Below are 21,426 nucleotides of genomic sequence, written 5' to 3' on the forward strand. Positions count from 1 at the left end.
GGTGAGTGGCGGGGGTGGGGGTGTCGGGGGTGGGTGGGAGGATTTGGGGTACGGCGTGACGTGAGGAGTGGTGTGGGGTTGTGGGACGTGGAACAGGTGCTGGGGCTGGCGTCTGATCCTGCGTCCGCGAAGGCCGCCCAAGGGCTGGCCCGCCCGGAGAAGTGGTCCGGCACCGGCGCCACCGAGCGCGCCATCTGGGGCCTGTGCCAGGGCAGCGGCAAACACCCGTACCAAACAGCCGTCCACCTGCCCCACTCAGCAACACCCGCCGCCCCCGCCGATCACGCCGACCCCGCCGGGCTTGCAGGAGCCGGCGGCCCCGCTCATCACGCCGGGCTCGCTGATCACGCCGGGCTCGCTGATCACGCCGGGCTCGCTGATCACGCCGGGCTCGCCGATCACGCCGGGCTTCCTGGGTCCGCCGATCCCGCTGGCGGCGCCGGGCTCGCCGACCATGCCGATCACGCCGACCATGCCGATCACGCCGACCATGCCGATCACGCCGATCACGCCGATCACGCCGATCACGCCGATCACGCCGATCACGCCGATCACGCCGACCGCGCTGCGCTCGCTGGGTCCGCCGATCGCGCCAGTCACGCCGGCCCCGCCTCGCTCGCTGTGGGTGGGGGTGGGTTGGCGTACAGGTGTTCTTGTCCTTCGCGGAAGGTTCCGTGTAAGCACGTGTTGGGGTTGATGGTGTTGTGGGCGCGGGGTGGGGTGACGGCGGCGGAGGAGCCGGAGTGGGTGCGGGGGTGGATTGAGCAGCGGGCTGTGCGGTCGGAGCGGAAGCCGGGGGAGGTGGCTGATCCGGTGGCGGCGCAGGAGCGGGCTGCGCGGCGGGCGGATCGGGTGTCTGCGGGGCTGGCGGAGTTGGCGGGGTGGTTGGACGATCAGGTGCGGCAGGGGCTCGGCGGGTTCGACCAGCGCGCGTACGGCGAACTGAACCGGCTCGCCGCGCGCATGGTCGACGCGCAGGCCCCGGGCGTGGCCGGCGCCGTACGTCGCGCGGCGAACGTCGTCGGACGCGGCCACGGCTGGCCGGGTGAGCTGCTCGAGGAGCTCTCGCTCATCCACCTCATCGTCGCGGCCCACGCGCACCTCCCCGACCTCCCGCCGTCCCTCGCCGACACCGTGCAGACCCGGATCGGCTGGCCGACCGAGACCGCCCGCGTACTCGCGGACGGCGAGAAGCTGCACGACGACTGGCTGATGCTCGGCCGCGTCGTCGAACCCGACGACCGCCTCACGGTACGGCGGGTCTGGTTGCGCGGGGCAACTACCGGGCGGCTCGGACTGATCCTCACGTTTGCCGCCGCCGGCCGTCCGCTGGACCCGCTGCCGGCGCGCCCTGGCGAGTACGTCCCCGGCGACCTCTCGTACTACCCCGGCGCTCTCCCGATGCGCGCGATCCTGACCCAGACGGATCCGCGTACCCCGGCCCCACGCCCCGCCGGGCTCACGGTCCGCCAGGCATTGGCGTCGTACGTCGAAGCGCTCACCGCGGACCCGTGGAACGAACGCTGGCCGCTCGTTCTGCAGGACGTCCGGCCCGCCCGCTACGGCGACGGGTGGGCGCTGGTGGACGAGGCCGGCGACGGACTGGAACTCCAAGCCGGCTGGGATCCTCTGAAGCTGCTCGCGGTCTCGGCCGGTGACCCGGTCACTGTCGCCGCCGAATGGAACCGCGCCGGCCTCCGCCCGATGACCTGCTGGCACAACGACCGCCCGGTGACGCTGTGAAGGGCTGGGACGGGCTGGTCAGCTCGATGCTGCTCGGCACTGACCGACGTCCGGCGGACTTCGACGAGCTACCGGACGACGTCCGGGAGCGGCTCGGGGACGGCGGGCTGCTCGACGCGGCGGCGCTCGCGACGCTGTACAAGCGGGCCGGCCGGAAGCCGCTGCGCGACCTCACGCCGCTGGAGCCTGCCGGTGGAGAGGACCGCCCGTTGCCACGGTCCGGAGCGGTACGGCGGTTGGCGGCGATGCTCGGTGGATTCCAGACGGCGGCGTTGGGCGAGTGGTTACGGGCGGCCGATGCGTACGGGTGGGGCGTGCCGCCTGAGCACCTGCCGGCGCTGGCCGACTATGCACGCAACAGGTCTGAGTACCGGCCGCTGGTCATCGCGGCGGCCGGGCGGCGGGCGCGGTGGTTGGCGGAGCTCAACCCCGAGTGGCGGTTCCTGTACGCGGCGGATGCCGAGAGCAACGATCCCGAGTTGTGGACGCACGGCAACGCGGTCCAGCGCCGTACGTGGTTGCGCGCCTTCCGCCGGCAGGATCCGGCGGCTGCGCGCGACGAGCTCGCCGAGGTTTGGCCGAACGAGGCGGCGTTGACGCGGACCGAGTTCCTCGGGTTGTTTGCGGAGGGACTTTCGTTTGCGGACGAGGAGTTCCTGGAGGCGGCGCTCGACGATCGTTCGAGAGAGGTACGCCGGGTCGCGGCGCGGCTGCTCGCCCGGTTGCCGGGGTCGCAGTACGGCGTACGCATGACTGCTCGTTTGCACGCGCATCTCACGCCGACGCAGGGTGTGCTGGCGGTCGACCTTCCGCGCAGCCTGACGGCGTCGATGGAGCGCGACGGCATCGACTCCCAGAACCCGGAAGGCATTGGTAAACGCGCCTGGTGGTTCTACCAGATCGTCGCCAACACACCCCTCGAAGCGATGGACCTGGTCTGGCTCCACACCCCGGTCGAGGGCTGCGCCCCCGAGATCCTGCAGTCAGCCTGGACCGAAGCCACAGTCCGAGAAGGCGCCAACCCGCCAACCGCCGCACCCCCGGAACTCCCGGCGGGCGGGGCCAGCGGCGCGGGCGCGGCATCCTCGGCAGGCGGTGTGCTTCCGGCGGGTGGGGCGAATGCCGTGGGTGCGGCTCCCTCGGCAGGCGGTGCGGTCCCGGCGGGTGGGGCGGGTGCCGCGGGTGGTGCGGGCGGTGGGTTGGCGAGTCGGTGGGCTCGGGAGTTGTTGTTCGTGAACGCGAATACCGGTAGTCGGAATCCGGCTGAACTGTTGCGGTTGTTGCCGTCTGACGAGTGGGCTCAAGCGGTCAACTCACTGCGGAACACCGTGGATGTTGCGGAGCTGGTTGGTGGGTTGCCGGTGCCGTGGCCCGCGACGCTCGGGAGCATGGTGCTCGACCAGTTGGCGAAGGTCGGGACCAACCGGGCCTGGGCGCGGCTGGCGAGCATTGCGGCTCGAGCCGTACCGCCCGACGTACTCGACCATCCGATCACCCGCGAACCCACCGGCGACGAGGACACCTGGCGTCGCCGCCTTGTGGAGACTTTGACCTTCCGCCGTGAAATGTACGAGGAGCTGAAATGACCGAGGTACTTCGTCCGCACGCGGAAGTCGAGTACGCCGACGAGCTGCGGGCCCTGCGCGCGCACGACGACAAACTCCGTCCGCCGGCCTGGAACCTGTCGCCGAGTGCGGTTGTCACGTACCTGCTCGGCGGGAAGGCCGGCGACACCGAGATCTCGCCGAAGTACGTCGGTCCGCGTCGCCTAGTCGAGGTCGCCGTCGCCACCCTCGCGACCGACCGCGCGCTGCTGCTCCTCGGCGTACCCGGTACCGCGAAGACCTGGGTCAGCGAACACCTCGCGGCCGCGATCAGCGGCGACTCCACCCTGCTGGTCCAGGGAACCGCCGGCACCGCCGAGGAAGCGATCCGCTACGGCTGGAACTACGCCCAGTTGATTGCCCAAGGCCCCAGTGAGGCGGCGCTCGTACCGAGCCCGGTGCAGCGCGCGATGACCGAAGCGAAGATCGCCCGGATCGAGGAACTGACCCGGATGCCGTCCGACGTCCAGGACGCGCTGATCACGATCCTGTCCGAGAAGACGTTGCCGATCGCCGAGCTGGCCACCGAGGTCCAGGCCCGTAAGGGATTCAACGTCATTGCCACCGCCAATGATCGGGACAAGGGCATCAACGAACTGTCCAGCGCACTGCGGCGCCGGTTCAACACCGTCGTACTGCCGCTGCCCGACTCCGCCGAGGACGAGGTGGAGATCGTGTCCCGCCGGGTCGCGCAGCTCGGTTCCGCGCTGGAGTTGCCGCAGCCCGACGACGCGCTCGACGAGATCCGCCGGGTGGTGACGATCTTCCGCGAGCTCCGGTCCGGCCGTACCGAGGACGGTCGTACGGCGGTCAAGTCGCCGTCCGGCACGCTCTCCACCGCGGAGGCGATCAGTGTCGTCACCGGAGGTCTCGCCCTCGCCGCGCATTTCGGCGACGGCGTACTGCGTCCGACGGACGTTGCCGGAGGCATCCTCGGAGCGGTCGTCAAGGACCCGTCGGCGGACCGGGTCGTGTGGTCGGAGTACCTCGAGACCGTCGTCCGCGAACGCGACGACTGGGCCCCGTTCTACCGAGCCTGCCGAGAGATTTCCGGATGACCCTTCATTTGCTGGGGATTCGGCATCACGGGCCGGGGTCGGCGCGGGCGGTGGCGGCTGCGCTGGCGGAGCTCGCGCCGGACATCGTCCTGATCGAGGGGCCGCCGGAGGCCGACAAGCTCGTCGAACTGGCGGCGTCGGAGGAGATGGAGCCGCCCGTCGCGCTGCTGGCGTATGCGGTGGACGATTCCACGCGGGCCGCGTTCTGGCCGTTCGCGGTGTTCAGTCCGGAGTGGCAGGCGATCAGGTACGGGTTGGCCGCCGGAGTTCCGGTGCGGTTCTGCGACCTGCCCGCGGCGCAGCAGTTCGCCTCGGCGGGCGGGCGTGGTCGGTCGATGTCGATGGATCCGTTGGCGACGCTGGCCGCTGCCGGTGGGTACGACGACCCGGAACGCTGGTGGGACGACGTGATCGAGTCCCGCCGCGACGGCGCCGAACCGTTCACGGTGATCGCCGACGCGATGCGCGAACTCCGCCACGGCGAGGAGGCGGCAGGCCGCGAGGCTCAGCGCGAGGCGTACATGCGTACGGTGATCCGCAAGGCGCAACGCGAAGGATTCGAACGCATCGCCGTCGTCTGCGGCGCCTGGCACGTCCCCGCCCTCGAGCTACCGTTGCCCCCGGCAACACACGATCAGCGGATCCTGAAAGGCCTGCCCAAGCGTAAGATCGCCTGCACCTGGGTCCCGTGGACGCACGGCCGGCTGGCTGCGACAAGTGGGTACGGCGCCGGTATCACTTCACCTGGTTGGTACCACCATCTGTTCACGGCACCCGACCAGATCACCACGCGCTGGCTCGCGAAGGTTGCCCAGGTACTGCGTGACGAGGACCTGCCCGTCTCCAGCGCGCACGTGATCGAAGCCGTCCGGCTCGCCGACACGTTGGCCGCCATGCGTGAACGCCCGCTCGCGGGCCTGAGTGAAGTCACCGAGGCCACGCGGGCAGTCCTCTGCGGCGGGAACGACGTACTCCTCGATCTCGTCACGCGCGAAGCGGTCGTCGGTGAACTGCTCGGGTCGGTTCCCGGTGCGACGCCGCAGGCACCGGTCGCGGCGGACTTCGCGACGCACGCCCGCCGGTTGCGAATGAAACGGGACGCAACCGAGCGGGTGATCGAGCTCGACCTGCGGAAACCGAACGACCTGGACAAGTCCAGACTCCTGCACCGGTTGCGGATCCTCGGCGTGGACTGGGGCGTACCGGCCACGGACGAACGGCGCGCGCAGGGCACGTTCCGCGAGATGTGGAGACTCGCGTGGGACCCCGGCCTGGAGGTCGAGCTCGTCGCCGCCGGCGCCCACGGTACGACGGTGCTCGGCGCCGCGACGGCTGTGATGCTCAAGGCCGCCGACTCGACCACGCTGGCCGACGTCACCGCCGCGCTGGAGAAGTCGCTGCTCGCGGAACTCACCGACGCGCTACCACCGTTGCTGCAAGGTATCGACACCCGCGCTGCGGCCGACGCCGACGTCGGGCACCTGATGGCGGCGCTTCCGTCGCTGGCCCGGGCTTCGCGGTACGGCGACGTACGGGGAACCGATACCGCCGGACTCGCCTCGGTCGCGGGCCGGATGGTGTCGCGGGTGTGCGCGGGCCTCGCGCGGACGGTCCACGGACTCGATCCGGACGCCGCTGCCGCCGTACAGGAACTGATCGACGGCGTCCAGGATGCGACCGCGCTGCTTGCCGAGGACGTACGGACCGAGTGGCTGAACACCCTGCAGGGGTTGAGTGATCGGACCTCGGTACCGCCGATGATCCGCGGACGGTTGACCCGGTTGATGCTGGACACGTCGCGGTTGCCGGACCGTGAGGTCGAGCTGCGGCTCGGACGGTCGTTGTCGCCCGGTACGCCGACGGCGGACGCGGCCGGGTATGTCGAAGGGTTCCTCGCGGGTGGCGGGTTGTTGCTGGTGCACGATGAGCGCCTGCTCGCGTTGGTGGACGCGTGGCTGGGCGGGATTCCGGACGACGCGTTCGTCGAGGTGCTGCCGTTGTTGCGGCGTACGTTCGGGACCTTCGCGGCGCCCGAACGGCGGTCGATCGGGTCGCGGGCGCGGGTGCTTGCCGATCCTGCTTCGGCTGTTGTTGCTGATGACAACGATCTCGACGCCGAGCTCGCGGCGACCGCATTGCCGGTGGTGGCGCGTTTGCTGGGGGTCTCATGAACGACGAACGTCTTCGCCGCTGGCGGCTCGTGCTCGGCTCGGAAGCGGAGGAGGAGACCGGTACGACGCTGTCCAAAGCCGACCAGTCCGTCGACGCCGCGTTGGCCGCGCTGTACGACGCCGGCGAATCGTCCGGTACGCAACGCGCGTCCGGGCTCGGCTCGTCGGCGCCGCGGGTGGCGCGGTGGCTGGGCGACATCCGGCAGTACTTCCCGAGCACCGTCGTTCAGGTCATGCAGCGGGATGCCGTCGAGCGGCTCGGGATCACCCGGATGCTGATGGAGCCGGAGCTGCTCGGCGCGGTCGAACCCGACGTCCATCTGGTCACCACGTTGCTCGCATTGAACGAGGTGATGCCGGAGGAGACCAAGCAGACCGCGCGCGAGGTCGTCGGCCGGGTCGTCGCCGAACTGGAGGCGCGGCTGGCCGAGCGGACCCGGGCGGCCGTCACCGGTGCGCTCGATCGGGCCGGGCGGACGGCGCGGCCGCGGCATTCGGACATCGACTGGGACCGGACGATCCGGGCCAACCTCAAGCACTTCTCGCCGGCGCTCGGGACGATCGTGCCGGACCGCCTGGTCGGCTACGCGCGCCGGAACCACAGTGTGCAGCGGGACATCGTGCTCGCGATCGACCAGTCGGGGTCGATGGCGGAGTCGGTCGTGTACGCGTCCCTGTTCGGCGCGGTGCTCGGGTCGATCCGGACGCTGCGTACGTCGCTGGTCGTGTTTGACACGGCGGTCGTGGATCTGACCGACCAGTTGGAGGATCCCGTCGACGTGCTGTTCGGCACGCAGCTCGGCGGCGGTACGGACATCAACCGGGCGCTCGCGTACTGCGAGGACCTGATCACGAAGCCCGCGGACACGGTTCTCGTACTGATCTCCGACCTGTACGAGGGTGGCGTCCGGGAGGAGATGCTGCGGCGGACGCGCTCCCTGGTGGAGTCCGGCGTACAGGTGATCGCGCTGCTGGCGCTCGCGGACTCGGGTTCCCCGTCGTACGACGCCGAGAACGCGGCCGCGCTGGCAGCGCTCGGCGTACCTGCGTTCGCCTGTACGCCGGACAAGTTCCCCGACCTGATGGCGGCCGCCATCCGCCACGAGGACATCGCCGGCTGGGCGGCCACCAACCTGACGTAATCGGCCTGACAACCGGGCGCAGGGGTGCGACCGTGAGCGGCATGGAGATCAGCGAGATCCGCCCCGACGAGTACGACCGGGCCGCCGAGCTGTGGGAGGCGTCGGTGCGGGCGACGCACACGTTCGTCACCGAGGCGGACCTGGACGTCTTCCGGCCGCTCGTCCGGGCGTCGTTCGGCGAGATCGCGCAGCTGGCCGGGCTGCGGGACGGCGGGCGGCTGATCGGGTTCATCGGGGTCGAGGACGGGAACGTCGAGATGCTGTTCCTCGACCCGGAGTACCGCGGTCGCGGTGGCGGCAGCCTGCTGCTGCGGCACGCGTTCACGTCGTTCGCGGCAACCTCGGTCGACGTCAACGAGCAGAACCCGCAGGCCATCGGCTTCTACGAACACCACGGGTTCCGCGTCGTGTCACGGAGCACCCACGACTCGACCGGCAAGCCGTACCCGATCCTGCACCTGAAGCTCTAGCCGGCGATCTCCAAGATGTCGATCGGGGTGTACGGGTCGGCCTCGGCGAAGCGCAGCGCCCAGCGGACGGCCTCCTCCTTGGAGTCGACGCGGATGATCGAGACCCCTGCGACCAGTTCCTTGGTCTCCGCGAACGGCCCGTCGATCACCCGCGGCTGACCCGGTACCGGGAACGTCACCCGCGCGCCTCGGGAACTTGGCATCAACCCTTCGCCGAGCACCAGGACCCCGGCCTGACGCATCTCCTCGAGCACCGCGTCCGCGCGCTCCAGGATCTCCGGATCCGGCGGGTTCCCGGCCTCCAGGTTGTCGTTGGTCTTGTGCAGCAGCATGTACCTCATAGCGCTGACCTTAATGCGGTCCAGAACGCTTGCGGGATCTCGAACGCGTGCCACGCCGCCGCGTCCGCGATCTCCCGCGGGCTGCGCGCGCCCACGAGGACGGCCGGTACGGCGGAATGCCTCAGTGGGAACTGCAGCGCAGCGGCCGGCAGCGGTACGTCGTACGTCCGGCAGAGCTCACGCAGTACGTCGATGCGCCGCAGCACCTCCTGCGGGACCCGCGCGTATCCGTGGGGCGTGCCGTTCGCCGTGTCCGTGAGTACGCCGCCGTGGAACACCCCGGCCGCCAGCACGGCGACGCCGTACTTCTCGCACAACGGCAGGACTTCGTCGGCGCCGGACTGGTCCAGCAGCGAGTAGCGCCCGGCGAGCAGGACCAGATCCGGGCCGCCGTCGGTCTCCTGGAGGAACCGTGCGGCGACGTCGGCGTGGTCGACGCCGAGCGAGATCGCCCGGATCGTGCCGCGGCCGCGGAGCTCGTACAGCGCGCGGAAGGTCTCGGCCGAGGCGCCGAGTTCGGGGTCGTCGACGTGCAGCACGTCGACCCGGTCGATCCCCATCCGCTCCAGACTCGCCTCGAACGAGCGGATCGTCGCGGCGTACGAATAGTCGAGCCGCGGCCCGATCCCGGCTGGAGGATCCGCCCAGATCGGCTGCAGATCCGGGCCGCCCGGCTCGATCAGCCGGCCGACCTTCGTACCCAGCACGAACTCGTCCCGCGGCCGCCCGCGCAACGCCAGCCCGGCCCGCTGCTCGGACCGGCCGTACCCGTACACCGGCGCGGTGTCGAAGAGCCGTACCCCCAGCTCCCAGGCCCGGTCGATCGTCGCCACCGCCTGCTGCTGCGGGACCGCCGCGAACATCCCCCCGACGGACGCGAGCCCCAGCCCCAGCTCACTGCCCCGCAACCCCGTCCGCCCCAACTCGACCGTCCGCATAACCCGGACGCTAGACGGCGGCACCGACAATGTCGGCCAGAACGACAGGAGGTGTCTGCGTGTCTGCGCTCACCGGACGCCTGACCAGGGGAGAAGGATCCCGCCACGACCCACTACCTCCTGTTCTTACGGCCCTCAGACGGGCACCATGCCTGCATGGGTGAGATCGCGGAGCGGTATCGCCGGCGGGCCGACGCCTTCGAGCGGAAGGTCGCGGCGGTCCGGGCGGACCAGTGGGGGAACCGGTCGCCGTACGCCAAGTGGACGGCGCGGGACGTGGTCGAGCACGTCGTCACGATGCACGGCGCGATGCTGGCGCCGGTCGCCCGCAAGCTGGAGCCCGCGGACGACCCGCTGACCGCTTTCCAGGAGGCGCGGGCCGCGATCGAGGACGTTCTCGACGACCCGGTGGCCGCGCTGACCGAGACCCGCACCGCGACCGGCCCGATGACGACCGAGCGGCACATCGACAAGGCGGTCTCCGACGACCTCGTCCTGCACGGCTGGGACCTGGCCCGCGCCACCGGTCAGGACGAGCTGATGGACCCGCTCGACGTCGAACGCCTCTGGGCCACCGCTCTTGCGATCCCAAGGGAGCGCATGGAGCCCGGCGAGGGCATCGAGGTGTACGGCCCTGAGGTACCCGTACCGGCTGACGCGCCGCTCCAGGACCGTCTACTCGGGCTGCTGGGCCGTGAGCCGTGAGAGGTCGCTAGGGGCGTAGTAGCTGCTCGGGTCGTCGCAGAGTGGCGCCTGGGTGAGCTGCGCGGGGTCCTGCATCAGCAGGGCGTGTCCCTTGGCGATGGCAGGCTCCAGGTACTCGTGACCAGGCAGGTCTGCTACCGCAGTACGGCAGCCGAGTGCCATGCCCTCGAAGAGCGCCGTGGTCGAGACGCCGACCTGGTACGTCGCTGTCGCCAGCAGGTCGAGCGTGCTGCCTCCGGTGGACAGCTGGACGTTGTCGGGGATCGTGTAGTCCTCGGGGCGTTCGCTCGGGTGCAGGCGGTACAGGACCTCGAGGTCCGGGTGTTCCTTGGCAACTGCGGCTGCCGTTCGGACGAGCTCGGCGCCGATCGTTCCCTGGGAGAGGAACATGGCCTGGTTCTTCTTCGGGCCCGGCTTCGGCAGGAACGGGGCGCCCATCACCTCGGTACGCATGCCCGCGGGGAGGTCCGCGACGTCGGTCCAGTACGAACCGAAGCACCACAGCTCGTCCGGCTGATCCGCGACCACCGGGCGGCCCGGGTAGCTGTACCCGAGGTGGAACGGGCTGATCGCGCCGTGCTGCAGCTCGACCACGCGGATCCCGAGATCGCGGGCGGCACCAACGATGTGCTGGTGGAAGTACGCGACGACCAGGTAGACGGTCCTGATCCGGTGCTTCTTGAGGAGCGCGCGGTACAGGGACCGCAGCCGCAGGTGCTTCGGTACCTCGCGGGCGAGCAGCGCGCCGATCGGGACGCGGACACCGGTCAGTTTCTCCAGCGCGTCGGGGATGCCGCGGTCGTCGACCGTACGGCGATGCAGCGCGCCGGCCGCCGAGGTGAAGAAGTCGAGGTTCTTGCTGCCTTTGAGCGGTACGCCGTTGATGCCGGAGTCCAGGATCAGGGCGTTGTTCCCGAGGATCGTGCGGAGTTCGTCGGTGTAGATCTCGACACCGTTCGGTTTCCGCGGGTGCGGTACGACCAGGGCGTCGTACCGGCCGGGGAACGGGCTGCGCGTGACGACTCCGCTGACGTGCTTCGCGACCAGGACGGCCTTGTCGTACGGCGTACGCCGTACCGGATGGGGCGCGCCGTGGATGCCGCTGCGGCGGGTCAGCTCATGAAAGACGCGCATCCGGATGATCGGCCAGGGATGCATCCCCTTGATCTGCCACGTCAGCAGCTCCAGGTCGTGCTCCACCGTCCAGATCGCCCGGCACAGCTCCGCCACCGTCGGCGGGGTGCTCGGCACCGTGCCGTTCCCGGTACTCGTCATGGTTGATCCCAACTATCCCGGCGAGACTACCGACGCCCGAGAAGAACCGGCGGACTGCCTTCAGCAGGTGCGTCTTCCGGCCGAGCAGCAGCCCGGCGAGGGCGAGCCCGAACGCCGAGATCACCCGGGCCGAAGCATAGGCCAGGACGAGTACGTAGCTGACCGCGCCTGGGCGGATCAGCAACCGGCTGATCGTGTCGCCGCTGCCGGAGCGGAAAGCCCGCCGTACCAGCCAGCGCAGCGTCGTCCGCCCCTCCGGGACCTCCTCGGCGATCCACGCCTCCTCGCACCAGACGATCCGGAACCCGGCGCGGTGCACGCGGAGGAAGAAGTGCAGGTCGCTGGAGCCGGTGTACCGGAACGCGGGGTGGAAGCCGGGCGTGACGGCGTGGTACACCCGGCGGCTGACCAGCGTGTTGTTCGTGTACGCCTTCCGCAGTTCCTCGCCGGTGGTGTGCCGGCCGGTCGAGTCGTGCACGTCGCTGTGCGCGTTCCACTGCGGGGCGCCCGGCGGCAGGTTGCCCTTCACCGGGCCGGTCACGACGTCGGCGCCGGTCGTCTCCCACGCCTGGAGCAGCGTCCGCAACCAGCCGGGCGGCGCAACCTCGTCGTCGTCCACGAAGATCAGCGCGTCATCGTTCCAGCACAGCTCGACGGACCGCTCCCGGGCGAAGGGGATCCCCGGTTCCGGTTCCACCACCGACTGGATCGGGTACGGCGTGCCCTCCCCGAACTCCTCCAGCACCTTCGCCGCCGACCCGTCGGCGTCGTTGTCCACCACGACGATCCGGATCGAGTAGTCCGAGTCCGCGTCCAGCTCCTGCGCCTGCAAACTCGTCAACAACCCCCGCAACAGAGCAGGTCGCCTGAAGGTAATCACCGCAATGGCGACGCAGGTGCTCATGCCGCCCGAGACTATCGGTCCCCACCAGCAACCGCCCATCCACCAGGTGTGACATCCCTCCAAGCTTGTGATTCTGCGACCCGAGCGTGGCACCAAGCCACCCGCCCGGGCCTATCGCCGTGAAGATGTAACGCCGGTGGCACTTCCGACGATTTAGGGCCTGGGCCGAATGTGGCTCGTCCGCCCGATCGAGGTCTTGGGGGTTGTGGTGTTGCGTTCTGTCCGTTTGCTGCGGCTGGCGGTGCCTGCTGCGCTGGTCGCGGGCTCGGTGGTCGTGCTCACCGGCTCGTCCGGCTCCGCGGCCGAGCCGAAGCCGTATCGGCCGGCGTTCGCCACTGGGCACCACGGTGCCAAGGCGGCGTTCGAGCCGAACACGGTGCTGGTCAAGTTCAAGCCGAAGGCGACGACCTCGGCGCGGAAGGCCGCGGTGTCGAAGTACGGCGCGACCGCCGAGGACCCGGTCGCCTCGAAGGTCGTGAAGCTCAAGAGCGACGTGCCGGCGCCCGAGCTGCTCAAGAAGGTCAAGGCCGACCCGACGGTCGAGCTCGCCTCGCTGAACTACAAGCGCTACATCTCGGCCGTTCCGAACGACGAGTACTACGCCACGGACCAGAAGACGTACCTCAACACCGTCCGCATGCCGCAGGCGTGGGACCTGTCGAAGTCGACCGGCAGCCAGATCGTCGCGGTCCTCGACACCGGCGTCGACGCCGGTCATCCCGACCTCGTCGGCCACCTCGTCCCCGGGTACAACGCCGTCTCCAGCACCCGGCCGACCCCGGTCGACGACAACGGCCACGGCACGATGACGCTCGGCATCATCGCCGCCGGCGCGAACAACGGCGTCGGCGTCGCGGGCGTCGGCTGGAACGTGAAGGCGATGCCGGTCAAGGTCCTCGACGCGAACGGTGAGGGCTACGACGCAGACATCGCCGAGGGCCTCGATTGGGCCGTCGCCCACGGCGCCAAGGTCGTCAACATGTCGCTCGGAGGACCGGACGACGACCCGATCCTGCACCAGGCGATCTCTGATGCGGTCATCAACAAGGGCGTGACCGTCGTGGCGGCCGCAGGCAACGACGGCAGCGACGACTTTCAGTACCCAGCCTCCTATACGGAGGTGATCGCGGTCGCGGCGACCGACGCGGGTGGTTCGCTGACCGACTTCAGCTCGTTCGGCAACTGGGTCGACATCGCGGCGCCCGGCGTGGACATCCTGAGCACTGGTCCGCGGAACCTGACTCCGCCCGACTACGAGCCGTACTGGTACTGCACCGGTACCTCCTGCTCGGCGCCGATCGTCACGGGTGTCGCCGCGCTGGTGAAGAACAAGTGGCCGTCGCTCACCCCGGTCCAGGTCGAGCAGCGCCTCGAAGGGCTCTCCCGGGACGCCGGGCCGCGCGGCACCGACCGATTTTACGGCGCCGGCATCCTGGACGCGTACGCCGCCCTCGGTGGCCGCTTCGCCCCGGACTTCCCGACGGCGGTTGCGGATGGCGACGACCAGCCGATCCGCGCGAAGAAGCTGACCGGGTTCGGCTCGGCCACCGGCGCGATCGACTCCGAGGGTGACGTCGACTGGTACTCGATCGACCTCGCGGCAGCCCAGGACGTGCACGTCGCGGCCACCGGTCCCAGCTACGACGAGCGCACCACGTACTCGAACGCCGGTCCGGTCGTCGATGTCTACGACACGGACCTGAAGTTCCTCGGCCACGCCGAGAACGAGTTCCCGGTCGTCGACCCGGTCAAGGGTCCGCTCTGGGGTCCGCTGACCGCAGCGGTTGACGTCAAGGCGGGAGCGGGTGCGACGTACGTTGCTGTACGCAACTACAACGGTTCGAAGGTCACCCGGCCGTACACGCTGACGCTGTCGAGCAGCACGTCGGGGGTGACCGGCAGCGGGACTGCGTACCAGCTCCGGGACGTGTTCCCGGCGAACCTGGCGTCCGGTGTGCCGGCGTCGGTGGTGCCGACGCTGACGTTCGCGCGAGACGTGGTTGCGGACTCCGTGCACACCGCCAACGTGCTGCTGCGCGACGGCAAGACGGACTTGCAGCTCGACGCGGTGACCACGTACGACGCTGCGACGCGGACGGCCACCATCACGCCGGCCAACCCGCTCCTCGACAACCATCCGTACAAGATCGAAGCCTGGGGCGTGCTGGACTCGGACCACACGCAGATGCCTGGGTTCCAGACGGTCTTCAGTACGGCCGACCTGGCGCCGAAGGCCCTGACCACGTTCACCGGCAGCGGCTCGTACCTGGCCGCGAACCTAGGCTGGAAGATCCCGCCGACCAACGATCTCGACCAGGTGATCGTACGGCGGAACGTCGGGAGCAAGGCGCCGACGCCGACGACCGGGACTCTCGTGTACGCGGGCACCGGTACCGCCGTGAAGAACACGGGCCTGGCCCAGAACACGACGTACACCTACGCCGCCTGGGTCGTCGACCGCACCGGGCACTACAGCCCGATCGCGATCAAGCAACTGCTCGGGATGAAGTCGGGGATCGCTGTGACGTCGACGCTGATCAGCTACGGCGGGGCGATCACGATCAAGGGCAGCACCTTGCGGATCGACAACCTGGCGTACGCCGGGTTGCCGGTGAACGTCTACGTGCGGCCGAAGACGTCGTCGAAGTTCACGCTGCTGGCGGCGCTGAAGACATCGTCCACCGGAACGCTGTCGGTCACGACCAAGCCGACCGTGTCGTCGGTCTACATGCTGACGTTCCCCGGTAACGCGGACCTGATGGGCACCCGCACCGCGGACGTCACCGTGCAGGTCAAGCCGACGATCTCGGCCACGCTGTCGCCGACGGCGATCCGCCTCGGCAGCGCGACGGTGTTCAGCGGGTACGTCGCTCCCGCTCACGCCGGGAAGCTCGTCTACCTGCAGCAGTACGGCAACAAGGTGTGGAAGTCGATCGCGTCGGTGAAGCTCACCACCTCCGGCAAGTACGCCTTCGGCATCAAGCCGGCGGTCCGCGGCAAGATCGCCTACCGAGTCTGGTTCCCGGCCGACGCCGACCACGCGACCGCGTACACAGTGAACAAGATCGTCACCGTCAGCTGACCACAGCCAACCGCCCTCTCGCTGTACCTCTGGGTACAGTGAGGGGGTGGAGACGGTTGAGCGGTTGATTCGTAGTACTCAGGAACTGTTGTGGGAGCGGGGGTACGTCGGTACCTCGCCGAAGGCTATTCAGCGGGAGGCTGGGGCCGGGCAGGGGAGTATGTATCACCACTTCGCCGGGAAGGCGGAGTTGGCGAAGGTGGCGATCGAGCGGTCGGCGGAGGAACTGCGGGCGGCGGCCGAGGAGCAGTTCGGCGGTCCCGGGTCGGCGGCGGAGCGGATCGACGGGTATCTGGGCCGTGAGCGGGACGTGCTGAAGGGGTGCCGGGTCGGGCGGTTGACGGCGGATCCGGAGGTGGTCGCGGATCCGGAACTTCGCAGACCGTTGGCGGAAACGTTTGCCTGGTTGCGGAAACGGCTGGCGGAAGTGGTTGCTGAGGGCAAGCGCAATGGCGAGTACCCGGAGTCCCTCGATCCGGAACGGACCGCCGCGACGATCGCCGCCGTGCTGCAGGGTGGGTACGTACTCGCCCGCGCGGAAGGATCCACCGAACCGTACGACCTCGCGGTCAACGGGCTGATCGACCTGCTGGAGGCGAGGTGAAGATCGGCGCGGTGTTCCCGCAGCTCGAGATCGGGGCGGATCCGGCCGTCGTGCGGGAGTGGACGACGACGGTCGAGGCGGCCGGGTACAACCATGTGGTCGCCTACGACCACGTCCTCGGCGCGGACCCGGCGAACCGGCCGGGCTGGACCGGGTATACCGACAAGTCCTTGTTCCACGAGGTCTTCGTACTGTTCGGGTACATGGCCGCGATCACGACCACGCTCGAGCTCGTCACCGGCGTGCTCGTCCTCCCGCAGCGGCAGACCGCGCTGGTCGCGAAGCAGGCGGCCGAGGTCGACGTACTGAGCGGCGGCCGGCTGCGGCTCGGCGTCGGCATCGGCTGGAACCAGGTCGAGTACGACGCCCTGGGCGTACCGTTCGAGAAACGCGGTGCCAGGCTCACCGAACAGGTCGAGCTGCTGCGCAAGCTCTGGGCGGACCCGGTGATCTCGTACGACGGTACGTTCGACCACGTCGACGAGGCCGGCCTGAACCCGCTCCCCGGCCGCGAGATCCCGATCTGGTTCGGCGGCAACGCGGACGCCGTACTACGCCGTACCGGCCGGATCGGTGACGGCTGGATGCCCCAGTCAGCTCCTGACGACAACGCCCGCCGACAGCTCGCGTTGATCCGTCAGGCTGCCGAGGACGCCGGACGCGACCCGGCCGCCATCGGCATCGAGGCCCGCCTGACCCTGGGCGCCGTACCGGAGCAGGACTGGCGCGCCTTCGCGGACGGCTGGCGTGAGCTCGGCGCGACCCACCTCTGCGTCAACACGATGAACCTGGGGCTCCGCCGACCGGAGGACCACGCCCGCCTCCTCCGAGACGTCCTGCCGAAGCTGGCGCCGGGTGCATTACCGTGACGTATACCGAATGGCGAATAGAGAAGTCGCAGTTCTGAGTGAAGGAGTCCTCACGTGTCAGTCGACGTCACCGGCCCGATGCACGATCGGTACGACGAGATCCTCAGTGAGCGCGCGCTCGGGCTGATCGAGACACTGCATCGTGCCTACGACGCGCGCCGGCGTGAGCTGCTCGAGCGTCGGGCGGAGCGGATCGCGGCGATCACGGCCGGGACGGAGCTGGGGTTCCTGCCCGAGACGAAGGACGTGCGGGACGACCCGGAGTGGCGGGTCGCGCCGCCCGCGCCGGGGCTGGTCGACCGGCGGGTGGAGATCACCGGGCCGACCGACCGGAAGATGACGATCAACGCGCTGAACTCGGGCGCCAAGGTGTGGCTGGCCGACCAGGAGGACGCGAACACGCCGACCTGGGAAAACGTTGTCGGCGGTCAGCTGAACCTGCTGGACGCGATCACCCGGAAGATCGACTTCAGCACCGACGCGAAGAGCTACGAGCTGAAGTCGGACGAGGAGCTCGCGACGATCGTGGTCCGGCCGCGCGGCTGGCACCTGCCGGAGAAGCACATCCTGGTGGACGGCCAGGAGACGTCCGGTTCGCTCGTCGACTTCGCGTTGTACTTCGTGGCCTGCGCGCAGCTGCAGCTCGACCGCGGCCAGGGACCGTACTTCTACCTGCCGAAGATGGAGTCGCACCTCGAGGCACGGCTGTGGAACGAGGTTTTCCTGACCGCCCAGGAAGCGCTCGGGATCCCGCGCGGAACGATCCGGGCGACGGTCCTGATCGAGACGTACCCGGCGGCGTTCGAGATGGAGGAGATCCTGTACGAGCTCCGCGAGCACTCGGCCGGCCTGAACGCCGGCCGCTGGGACTACATGTTCAGCGTGATCAAGACGCATCGCGCCAGCGGCAAGGCGTTCCAGCTGCCGGACCGGAACAGCGTGACGATGACCGTACCGTTCATGCGCGCGTACACCGAGCTCCTGGTCCGGACCTGCCACAAGCGCGGCGCGCACGCGATCGGCGGCATGGCGGCGTTCATCCCGAGCAAGGACCCGGCGGTGAACGAGGTCGCGTTCGCGAAGGTCAAGGCCGACAAGACCCGGGAGGCCGGCGACGGCTTCGACGGTTCGTGGGTCGCGCACCCGGGCATGGTCGAGACCGCCCGCGAGGTGTTCGACTCGGTTCTCGGTGACCGCCCGAACCAGATAGACCGGCTCCGCGAGGACGTCTCGGTGACGGCCGAGCAGTTGCTGGACGTGGCTGCCACGCCGGGTGCGGTGACCGAGGAAGGCCTGCGCAACAACGTCAGCGTCGCGGTCCAGTACCTGGCCGCCTGGCTCGAAGGCACCGGCGCGGTCGGCATCTTCAACCTGATGGAGGACGCCGCGACAGCCGAGATCTCGCGCTCGCAGATCTGGCAGTGGCGCCGCAACGAGGTCGTCCTCGACACCGGTGACACGGTCACGACCGAACTGGTCGAGCGGATCGCTGACGAGGAGATCGCCAAGCTCAGTACGCCGGAACGGTACGCGGCGGCCCGGTCGCTGTTCCTCGAGGTCGCGCTGGCCGACGAGTACGTCGACTTCCTGACCCAACCGGCGTACGAACGCTTCAACTGACGGGCACACTGGTCGTCGTGCATACGCCGACGCCGCAGGAGATTGCGCTCGCGTTCGATCTGGGTGCGCCTCGGGGGGGGGGGGAGTTGGTGCATGTTCGGCGTGGGGACAACGATGCCTGGCGACTGGACGCGGCAAGCGGAAGCTACTTCGTCAAGGGGTACTTTCCGGCCACGGGTGGGCAGTTTCACGGTGCGGGACTGACGGACCAGTTGACGGTCGCGATGGCGTTCGAACGGCGGGCGCTCGAGGCCGGGGTGGACATGCCGGAGCCGGTCGATTCGGGCTCGGGGTGGCTGGTGCGGATCGAGGGTCGGTTGTTCCGGGCGCACCGGTGGGTCGAGCACGCGGAGCCGGTTGCGGATGTCTCGGGCTGGCTTGGGCGGACAATGCTGCAGGTCCACGAGTTGCAGCCGCTCGGTCTCGGTGAGTTGCCTGCCTGGTGGCGGGATTCGGTCCGCACACCGGAAACTTGGGCGGGCTGGTTCGCTGCGGGCAGGAAGCGTGGTGCGGCGTGGGCTGCACAGTACGAGGAGCGCGTCGTCCTGGACGTTGCCGAGCGCATCGTCTCGTTGTGTGCCGAGGTCCCGGATCTGGTGACGACGCACGGCGACTTCAAACCGCACAATATCGTTGGCGGTCCCTACGGTCCCGTGCTGGTGGACTGGGACAGCGTCCGTATCGACAGCGCGGCCCTGGAGGCGGCGCGGGTCGCGTACATCTTCGGCGCCGGCGATCCTGAGCGGATCGACGGCATCCTCGCGGCGTACGTCGAGGCGGGTTGCGACCTCAGTTGGGCCGGCGCCGATCTGTTCCTCAGCGTTCTCCGGAATCAGTTGCAAGTCCTCGGCGAACACATCCAGGTCTCCCTCGGCGAATCCGAACCCGCTCGCTGGATGGGCGACAGTCTCTCGATTGACGTTGCTATCGGCAACAGCCTCCGAGACCTCCCTGGCCGGATCGAAGAGCTGCGGGGTCTGGCGTAGCTCTCGGCCGCTGAGGTGTGGGCTGGTGTGGGCCCACAAATTGTCAACAAAACAAGGGGATTCTGGTTCGGAAACTGTCGGTGGGGTCGTCTATGGTCATTGCTATGGAACTCCTGGGCGAACGGCCGGTGTGGTCGATGAGTGGCGGCGAACTGCTGTCCACTCTCGACGCGCTGGAGGCTAGGATCGCGCAACTGGAGTCCTACCGCGTCCACGTAGTCGCCTCGATCGACTCCACCGGCTACGCCGCCGACCTCGGTGCCCGCGACACCGCAGAACTCCTCCGCTTCCGCTACAACCAGGACGCCTCCACCGCCCGCGCCACCCTCCGCCTGGCCCAGGCCCTCCCGAAGTACCCGTCTGTCTCCGCCGCCCTCGACGCCACCGCCACAGACCCTGACGGTCACACAGAGGATGGTGGTGTGGGTAGTGGATGGTTGTTGCGGCCCGCGCAGGCGGAGGCGATTGTGTCGTCGCTGGAGCGGGTCCCGGCGCACGTGCCGATCGAGGATCGCGATGCGGCCGAGCGAGAGCTGGTGGGGCTGGCCGCCCATCTGTCGCCCCTGGAGTTGCGCCAGGCCGGGAAACAAATGCGCGACGTACTGGACACCGACGGCCCCGAACCGGAAGAGGCCAAAGCGTATGCCCGGGAGTCGCTGACGCTGAGCGCGGCCGATCGTGGAGTGAAGTTCCGCGGCTACCTCGCCAACGAGAACGCCGAACTCCTCCGTGCCGTGATCCACGCCGGCGCCCGCCCCCACAAAACCATCGACGGCGAACACGACCCCCGCCCCCGCGACAAACGCCAGGCCGACGCCCTGTCGACAGCCCTGTCCATAGCCGCCACAGCCACCGACGCCGGCAGCCTACCGACAACCCACCAGCCGCACCCCACCCACAACCACGCAGAAACCGCACCTTCCGACACCGCCGACACTTCAACCTCCAGCACCACACCCACCACACCGCGAGCGACCGCAGACGCAGCCCGGCCCGCGTCGACAGACGCCGTACTGCCCGAGACCGCGGCGCCCGCGCCATCCGGTATGGCAGATGGGTCACCGCCCGCGGCGGCAGGTGCCGTATCGTCCGGGACCGCGGACGTCGTGCTGCCCGCGTCGGCAGGCGCCGTACCTTTCGGGACCGTCGGCTCGGCGCTGTCCGAGGGTGTGAACGCTGGACCGTCGGCGACGGGCAGCGGCGTTTCGTCTGGGACCGCGGATGTTCTGCCGTTCGCGACGACGGCCGACGTCGCAGCGGGGCGCGCGGGGGATGTGGTGCCGGGGTTTGGGGCCAAGGCGCAGTTGACGGTGACGATCGACTTTCACGATCTGAAGGCGGCGACCGCGGATGCGTGCGGGCAGCTGGTGTACGGCGACGGACTGTCGGCTGCGACCGTACGACGTCTGGCCTGTGACGCGAAGATCATCCCGCTCGTGCTCGGTACGAAGTCCGAACCGCTTGACGTCGGCCGCAGCAAACGCCTCGTCACACGGGACATACGCCGCGCACTGAACGCCCGCGACAAGGGCTGCGTGGTGTGTGGTGCTCCGCCGATCATGTGCGAGGCACATCACCTGATCAGCTGGATCGACGGCGGGGTTACCGCGGTCGACAACCTCGGGCTGCTCTGCCGTCGTCACCACGTCGACGTACACGCAGGCCAGTGGTCCATCACCATCACCAACGGCCAGGTACACGTCGCCCGCCCGACCTGGGCACAATCACCCCCCATCCACCTCCACCCCACCGTTCTCCTCCGACCCGACCAGCCAACCAACACCCCACCCGACAACACGTCCCCGAACCCGGCACCACACGCACCGCACCCCACACCCGCACCCACACCCGCACCCCACACCCGCACCCCACACCCGCGCCGCACCGACGACCGCGCCCAACTCCCCCACATCC

18 protein-coding genes and 1 pseudogene are annotated in these 21,426 nt (G+C 69.4%); 14 read left to right on the top strand and 5 right to left on the bottom strand.

The window, feature by feature from the left end; translation table 11 throughout:
* Nucleotides 1–255 precede the first annotated feature (255 nt).
* On the bottom strand, nt 256–600 hold the full coding sequence (locus ACZ5BU_RS28755) for a hypothetical protein (RefSeq protein ID WP_465703546.1): 345 nt from the start codon (nt 598–600) through the stop codon (nt 256–258).
* Nucleotides 601–621: 21 nt separating this feature from the next.
* Between ACZ5BU_RS28755 and ACZ5BU_RS28760 the strand changes: the two are divergent.
* The 7 genes and pseudogenes from ACZ5BU_RS28760 to ACZ5BU_RS28790 all read left to right on the top strand — a co-directional run.
* Nucleotides 622–699, top strand: a pseudogene (locus ACZ5BU_RS28760) (SWIM zinc finger family protein); the annotation flags it as partial.
* Between the two features lie 48 nt (nt 700–747).
* Nucleotides 748–1,743: an SWIM zinc finger family protein gene (locus ACZ5BU_RS28765; protein WP_465703578.1), complete on the top strand. Its 996-nt coding sequence runs from the start codon at nt 748–750 to the stop codon at nt 1,741–1,743.
* Nucleotides 1,740–3,329 (top strand): DUF5691 domain-containing protein, encoded by a 1,590-nt coding sequence (locus ACZ5BU_RS28770; protein WP_465703547.1) that lies wholly within the window; start codon nt 1,740–1,742, stop codon nt 3,327–3,329. Before ACZ5BU_RS28765 ends, ACZ5BU_RS28770 begins: the two co-directional genes overlap by 4 nt.
* Nucleotides 3,326–4,405, top strand: coding sequence for an ATP-binding protein (locus ACZ5BU_RS28775; RefSeq protein WP_465703548.1), 1,080 nt, complete (start codon nt 3,326–3,328; stop codon nt 4,403–4,405). Before ACZ5BU_RS28770 ends, ACZ5BU_RS28775 begins: the two co-directional genes overlap by 4 nt.
* Nucleotides 4,402–6,576 (top strand): DUF5682 family protein, encoded by a 2,175-nt coding sequence (locus tag ACZ5BU_RS28780; protein ID WP_465703549.1) that lies wholly within the window; start codon nt 4,402–4,404, stop codon nt 6,574–6,576. Before ACZ5BU_RS28775 ends, ACZ5BU_RS28780 begins: the two co-directional genes overlap by 4 nt.
* On the top strand, nt 6,573–7,718 hold the full coding sequence (locus ACZ5BU_RS28785; protein WP_465703550.1) for a VWA domain-containing protein: 1,146 nt from the start codon (nt 6,573–6,575) through the stop codon (nt 7,716–7,718). The genes ACZ5BU_RS28780 and ACZ5BU_RS28785 overlap by 4 nt, the downstream gene beginning before the upstream one ends.
* Before the next feature lie 41 nt (nt 7,719–7,759).
* The gene (locus ACZ5BU_RS28790) at nt 7,760–8,188 is read left to right on the top strand and encodes a GNAT family N-acetyltransferase (RefSeq protein WP_465703551.1); all 429 of its coding nucleotides are present in this window, start codon (nt 7,760–7,762) and stop codon (nt 8,186–8,188) included.
* On the opposite strand, the gene ACZ5BU_RS28795 is transcribed toward ACZ5BU_RS28790, so the two are convergent.
* Both ACZ5BU_RS28795 and ACZ5BU_RS28800 read right to left on the bottom strand, forming a co-directional pair.
* Nucleotides 8,185–8,529: a YciI family protein gene (locus ACZ5BU_RS28795; RefSeq protein ID WP_465703552.1), complete on the bottom strand. Its 345-nt coding sequence runs from the start codon at nt 8,527–8,529 to the stop codon at nt 8,185–8,187. The two genes, ACZ5BU_RS28790 and ACZ5BU_RS28795, sit on opposite strands and share 4 nt — an antisense overlap.
* The gene (locus tag ACZ5BU_RS28800) at nt 8,526–9,467 is read right to left on the bottom strand and encodes an aldo/keto reductase (protein ID WP_465703553.1); all 942 of its coding nucleotides are present in this window, start codon (nt 9,465–9,467) and stop codon (nt 8,526–8,528) included. Before ACZ5BU_RS28800 ends, ACZ5BU_RS28795 begins: the two co-directional genes overlap by 4 nt.
* A 156-nt stretch (nt 9,468–9,623) precedes the next feature.
* Here ACZ5BU_RS28800 and ACZ5BU_RS28805 point away from each other — a divergent pair, with 156 nt between their 5' ends.
* Nucleotides 9,624–10,172, top strand: a complete 549-nt coding sequence (locus ACZ5BU_RS28805; RefSeq protein WP_465703554.1) for a TIGR03086 family metal-binding protein — start codon at nt 9,624–9,626, stop codon at nt 10,170–10,172.
* Here the strand turns inward: ACZ5BU_RS28805 and ACZ5BU_RS28810 are convergent.
* Complete coding sequence (locus ACZ5BU_RS28810) at nt 10,143–11,330, bottom strand: hypothetical protein (protein WP_465703577.1); 1,188 nt, start codon at nt 11,328–11,330, stop codon at nt 10,143–10,145. The genes ACZ5BU_RS28805 and ACZ5BU_RS28810 overlap by 30 nt on opposite strands.
* A complete protein-coding gene (locus tag ACZ5BU_RS28815) occupies nt 11,290–12,351 on the bottom strand; it encodes a glycosyltransferase family 2 protein (protein ID WP_465703555.1) in 1,062 nt (353 codons plus the stop codon). The genes ACZ5BU_RS28810 and ACZ5BU_RS28815 overlap by 41 nt, the downstream gene beginning before the upstream one ends.
* Before the next feature lie 208 nt (nt 12,352–12,559).
* Here ACZ5BU_RS28815 and ACZ5BU_RS28820 point away from each other — a divergent pair, with 208 nt between their 5' ends.
* From ACZ5BU_RS28820 to ACZ5BU_RS28845, 6 genes are all read left to right on the top strand, one after another.
* Nucleotides 12,560–15,433, top strand: a complete 2,874-nt coding sequence (locus ACZ5BU_RS28820; RefSeq protein ID WP_465703556.1) for a S8 family serine peptidase — start codon at nt 12,560–12,562, stop codon at nt 15,431–15,433.
* 46 nt (nt 15,434–15,479) lie between these two features.
* Nucleotides 15,480–16,037 (top strand): TetR/AcrR family transcriptional regulator, encoded by a 558-nt coding sequence (locus ACZ5BU_RS28825; RefSeq protein ID WP_465703557.1) that lies wholly within the window; start codon nt 15,480–15,482, stop codon nt 16,035–16,037.
* Complete coding sequence (locus ACZ5BU_RS28830) at nt 16,034–16,906, top strand: LLM class F420-dependent oxidoreductase (RefSeq protein ID WP_465703558.1); 873 nt, start codon at nt 16,034–16,036, stop codon at nt 16,904–16,906. The genes ACZ5BU_RS28825 and ACZ5BU_RS28830 overlap by 4 nt, the downstream gene beginning before the upstream one ends.
* 54 nt (nt 16,907–16,960) lie before the next feature.
* Nucleotides 16,961–18,526, top strand: a complete 1,566-nt coding sequence (gene aceB, locus ACZ5BU_RS28835; RefSeq protein WP_465703559.1) for a malate synthase A — start codon at nt 16,961–16,963, stop codon at nt 18,524–18,526.
* A 17-nt stretch (nt 18,527–18,543) separates the two neighbouring features.
* Entirely contained in the window at nt 18,544–19,512 is a 969-nt protein-coding gene (locus ACZ5BU_RS28840; RefSeq protein WP_465703560.1) for a phosphotransferase, read from the top strand.
* A 104-nt stretch (nt 19,513–19,616) separates the two neighbouring features.
* A partial coding sequence (locus ACZ5BU_RS28845; protein ID WP_465703561.1) for an HNH endonuclease signature motif containing protein occupies nt 19,617–21,426 on the top strand: 1,810 nt, incomplete at its 3' end.

The sequence above is a fragment of the Kribbella sp. NPDC031520 genome (assembly GCF_055580825.1).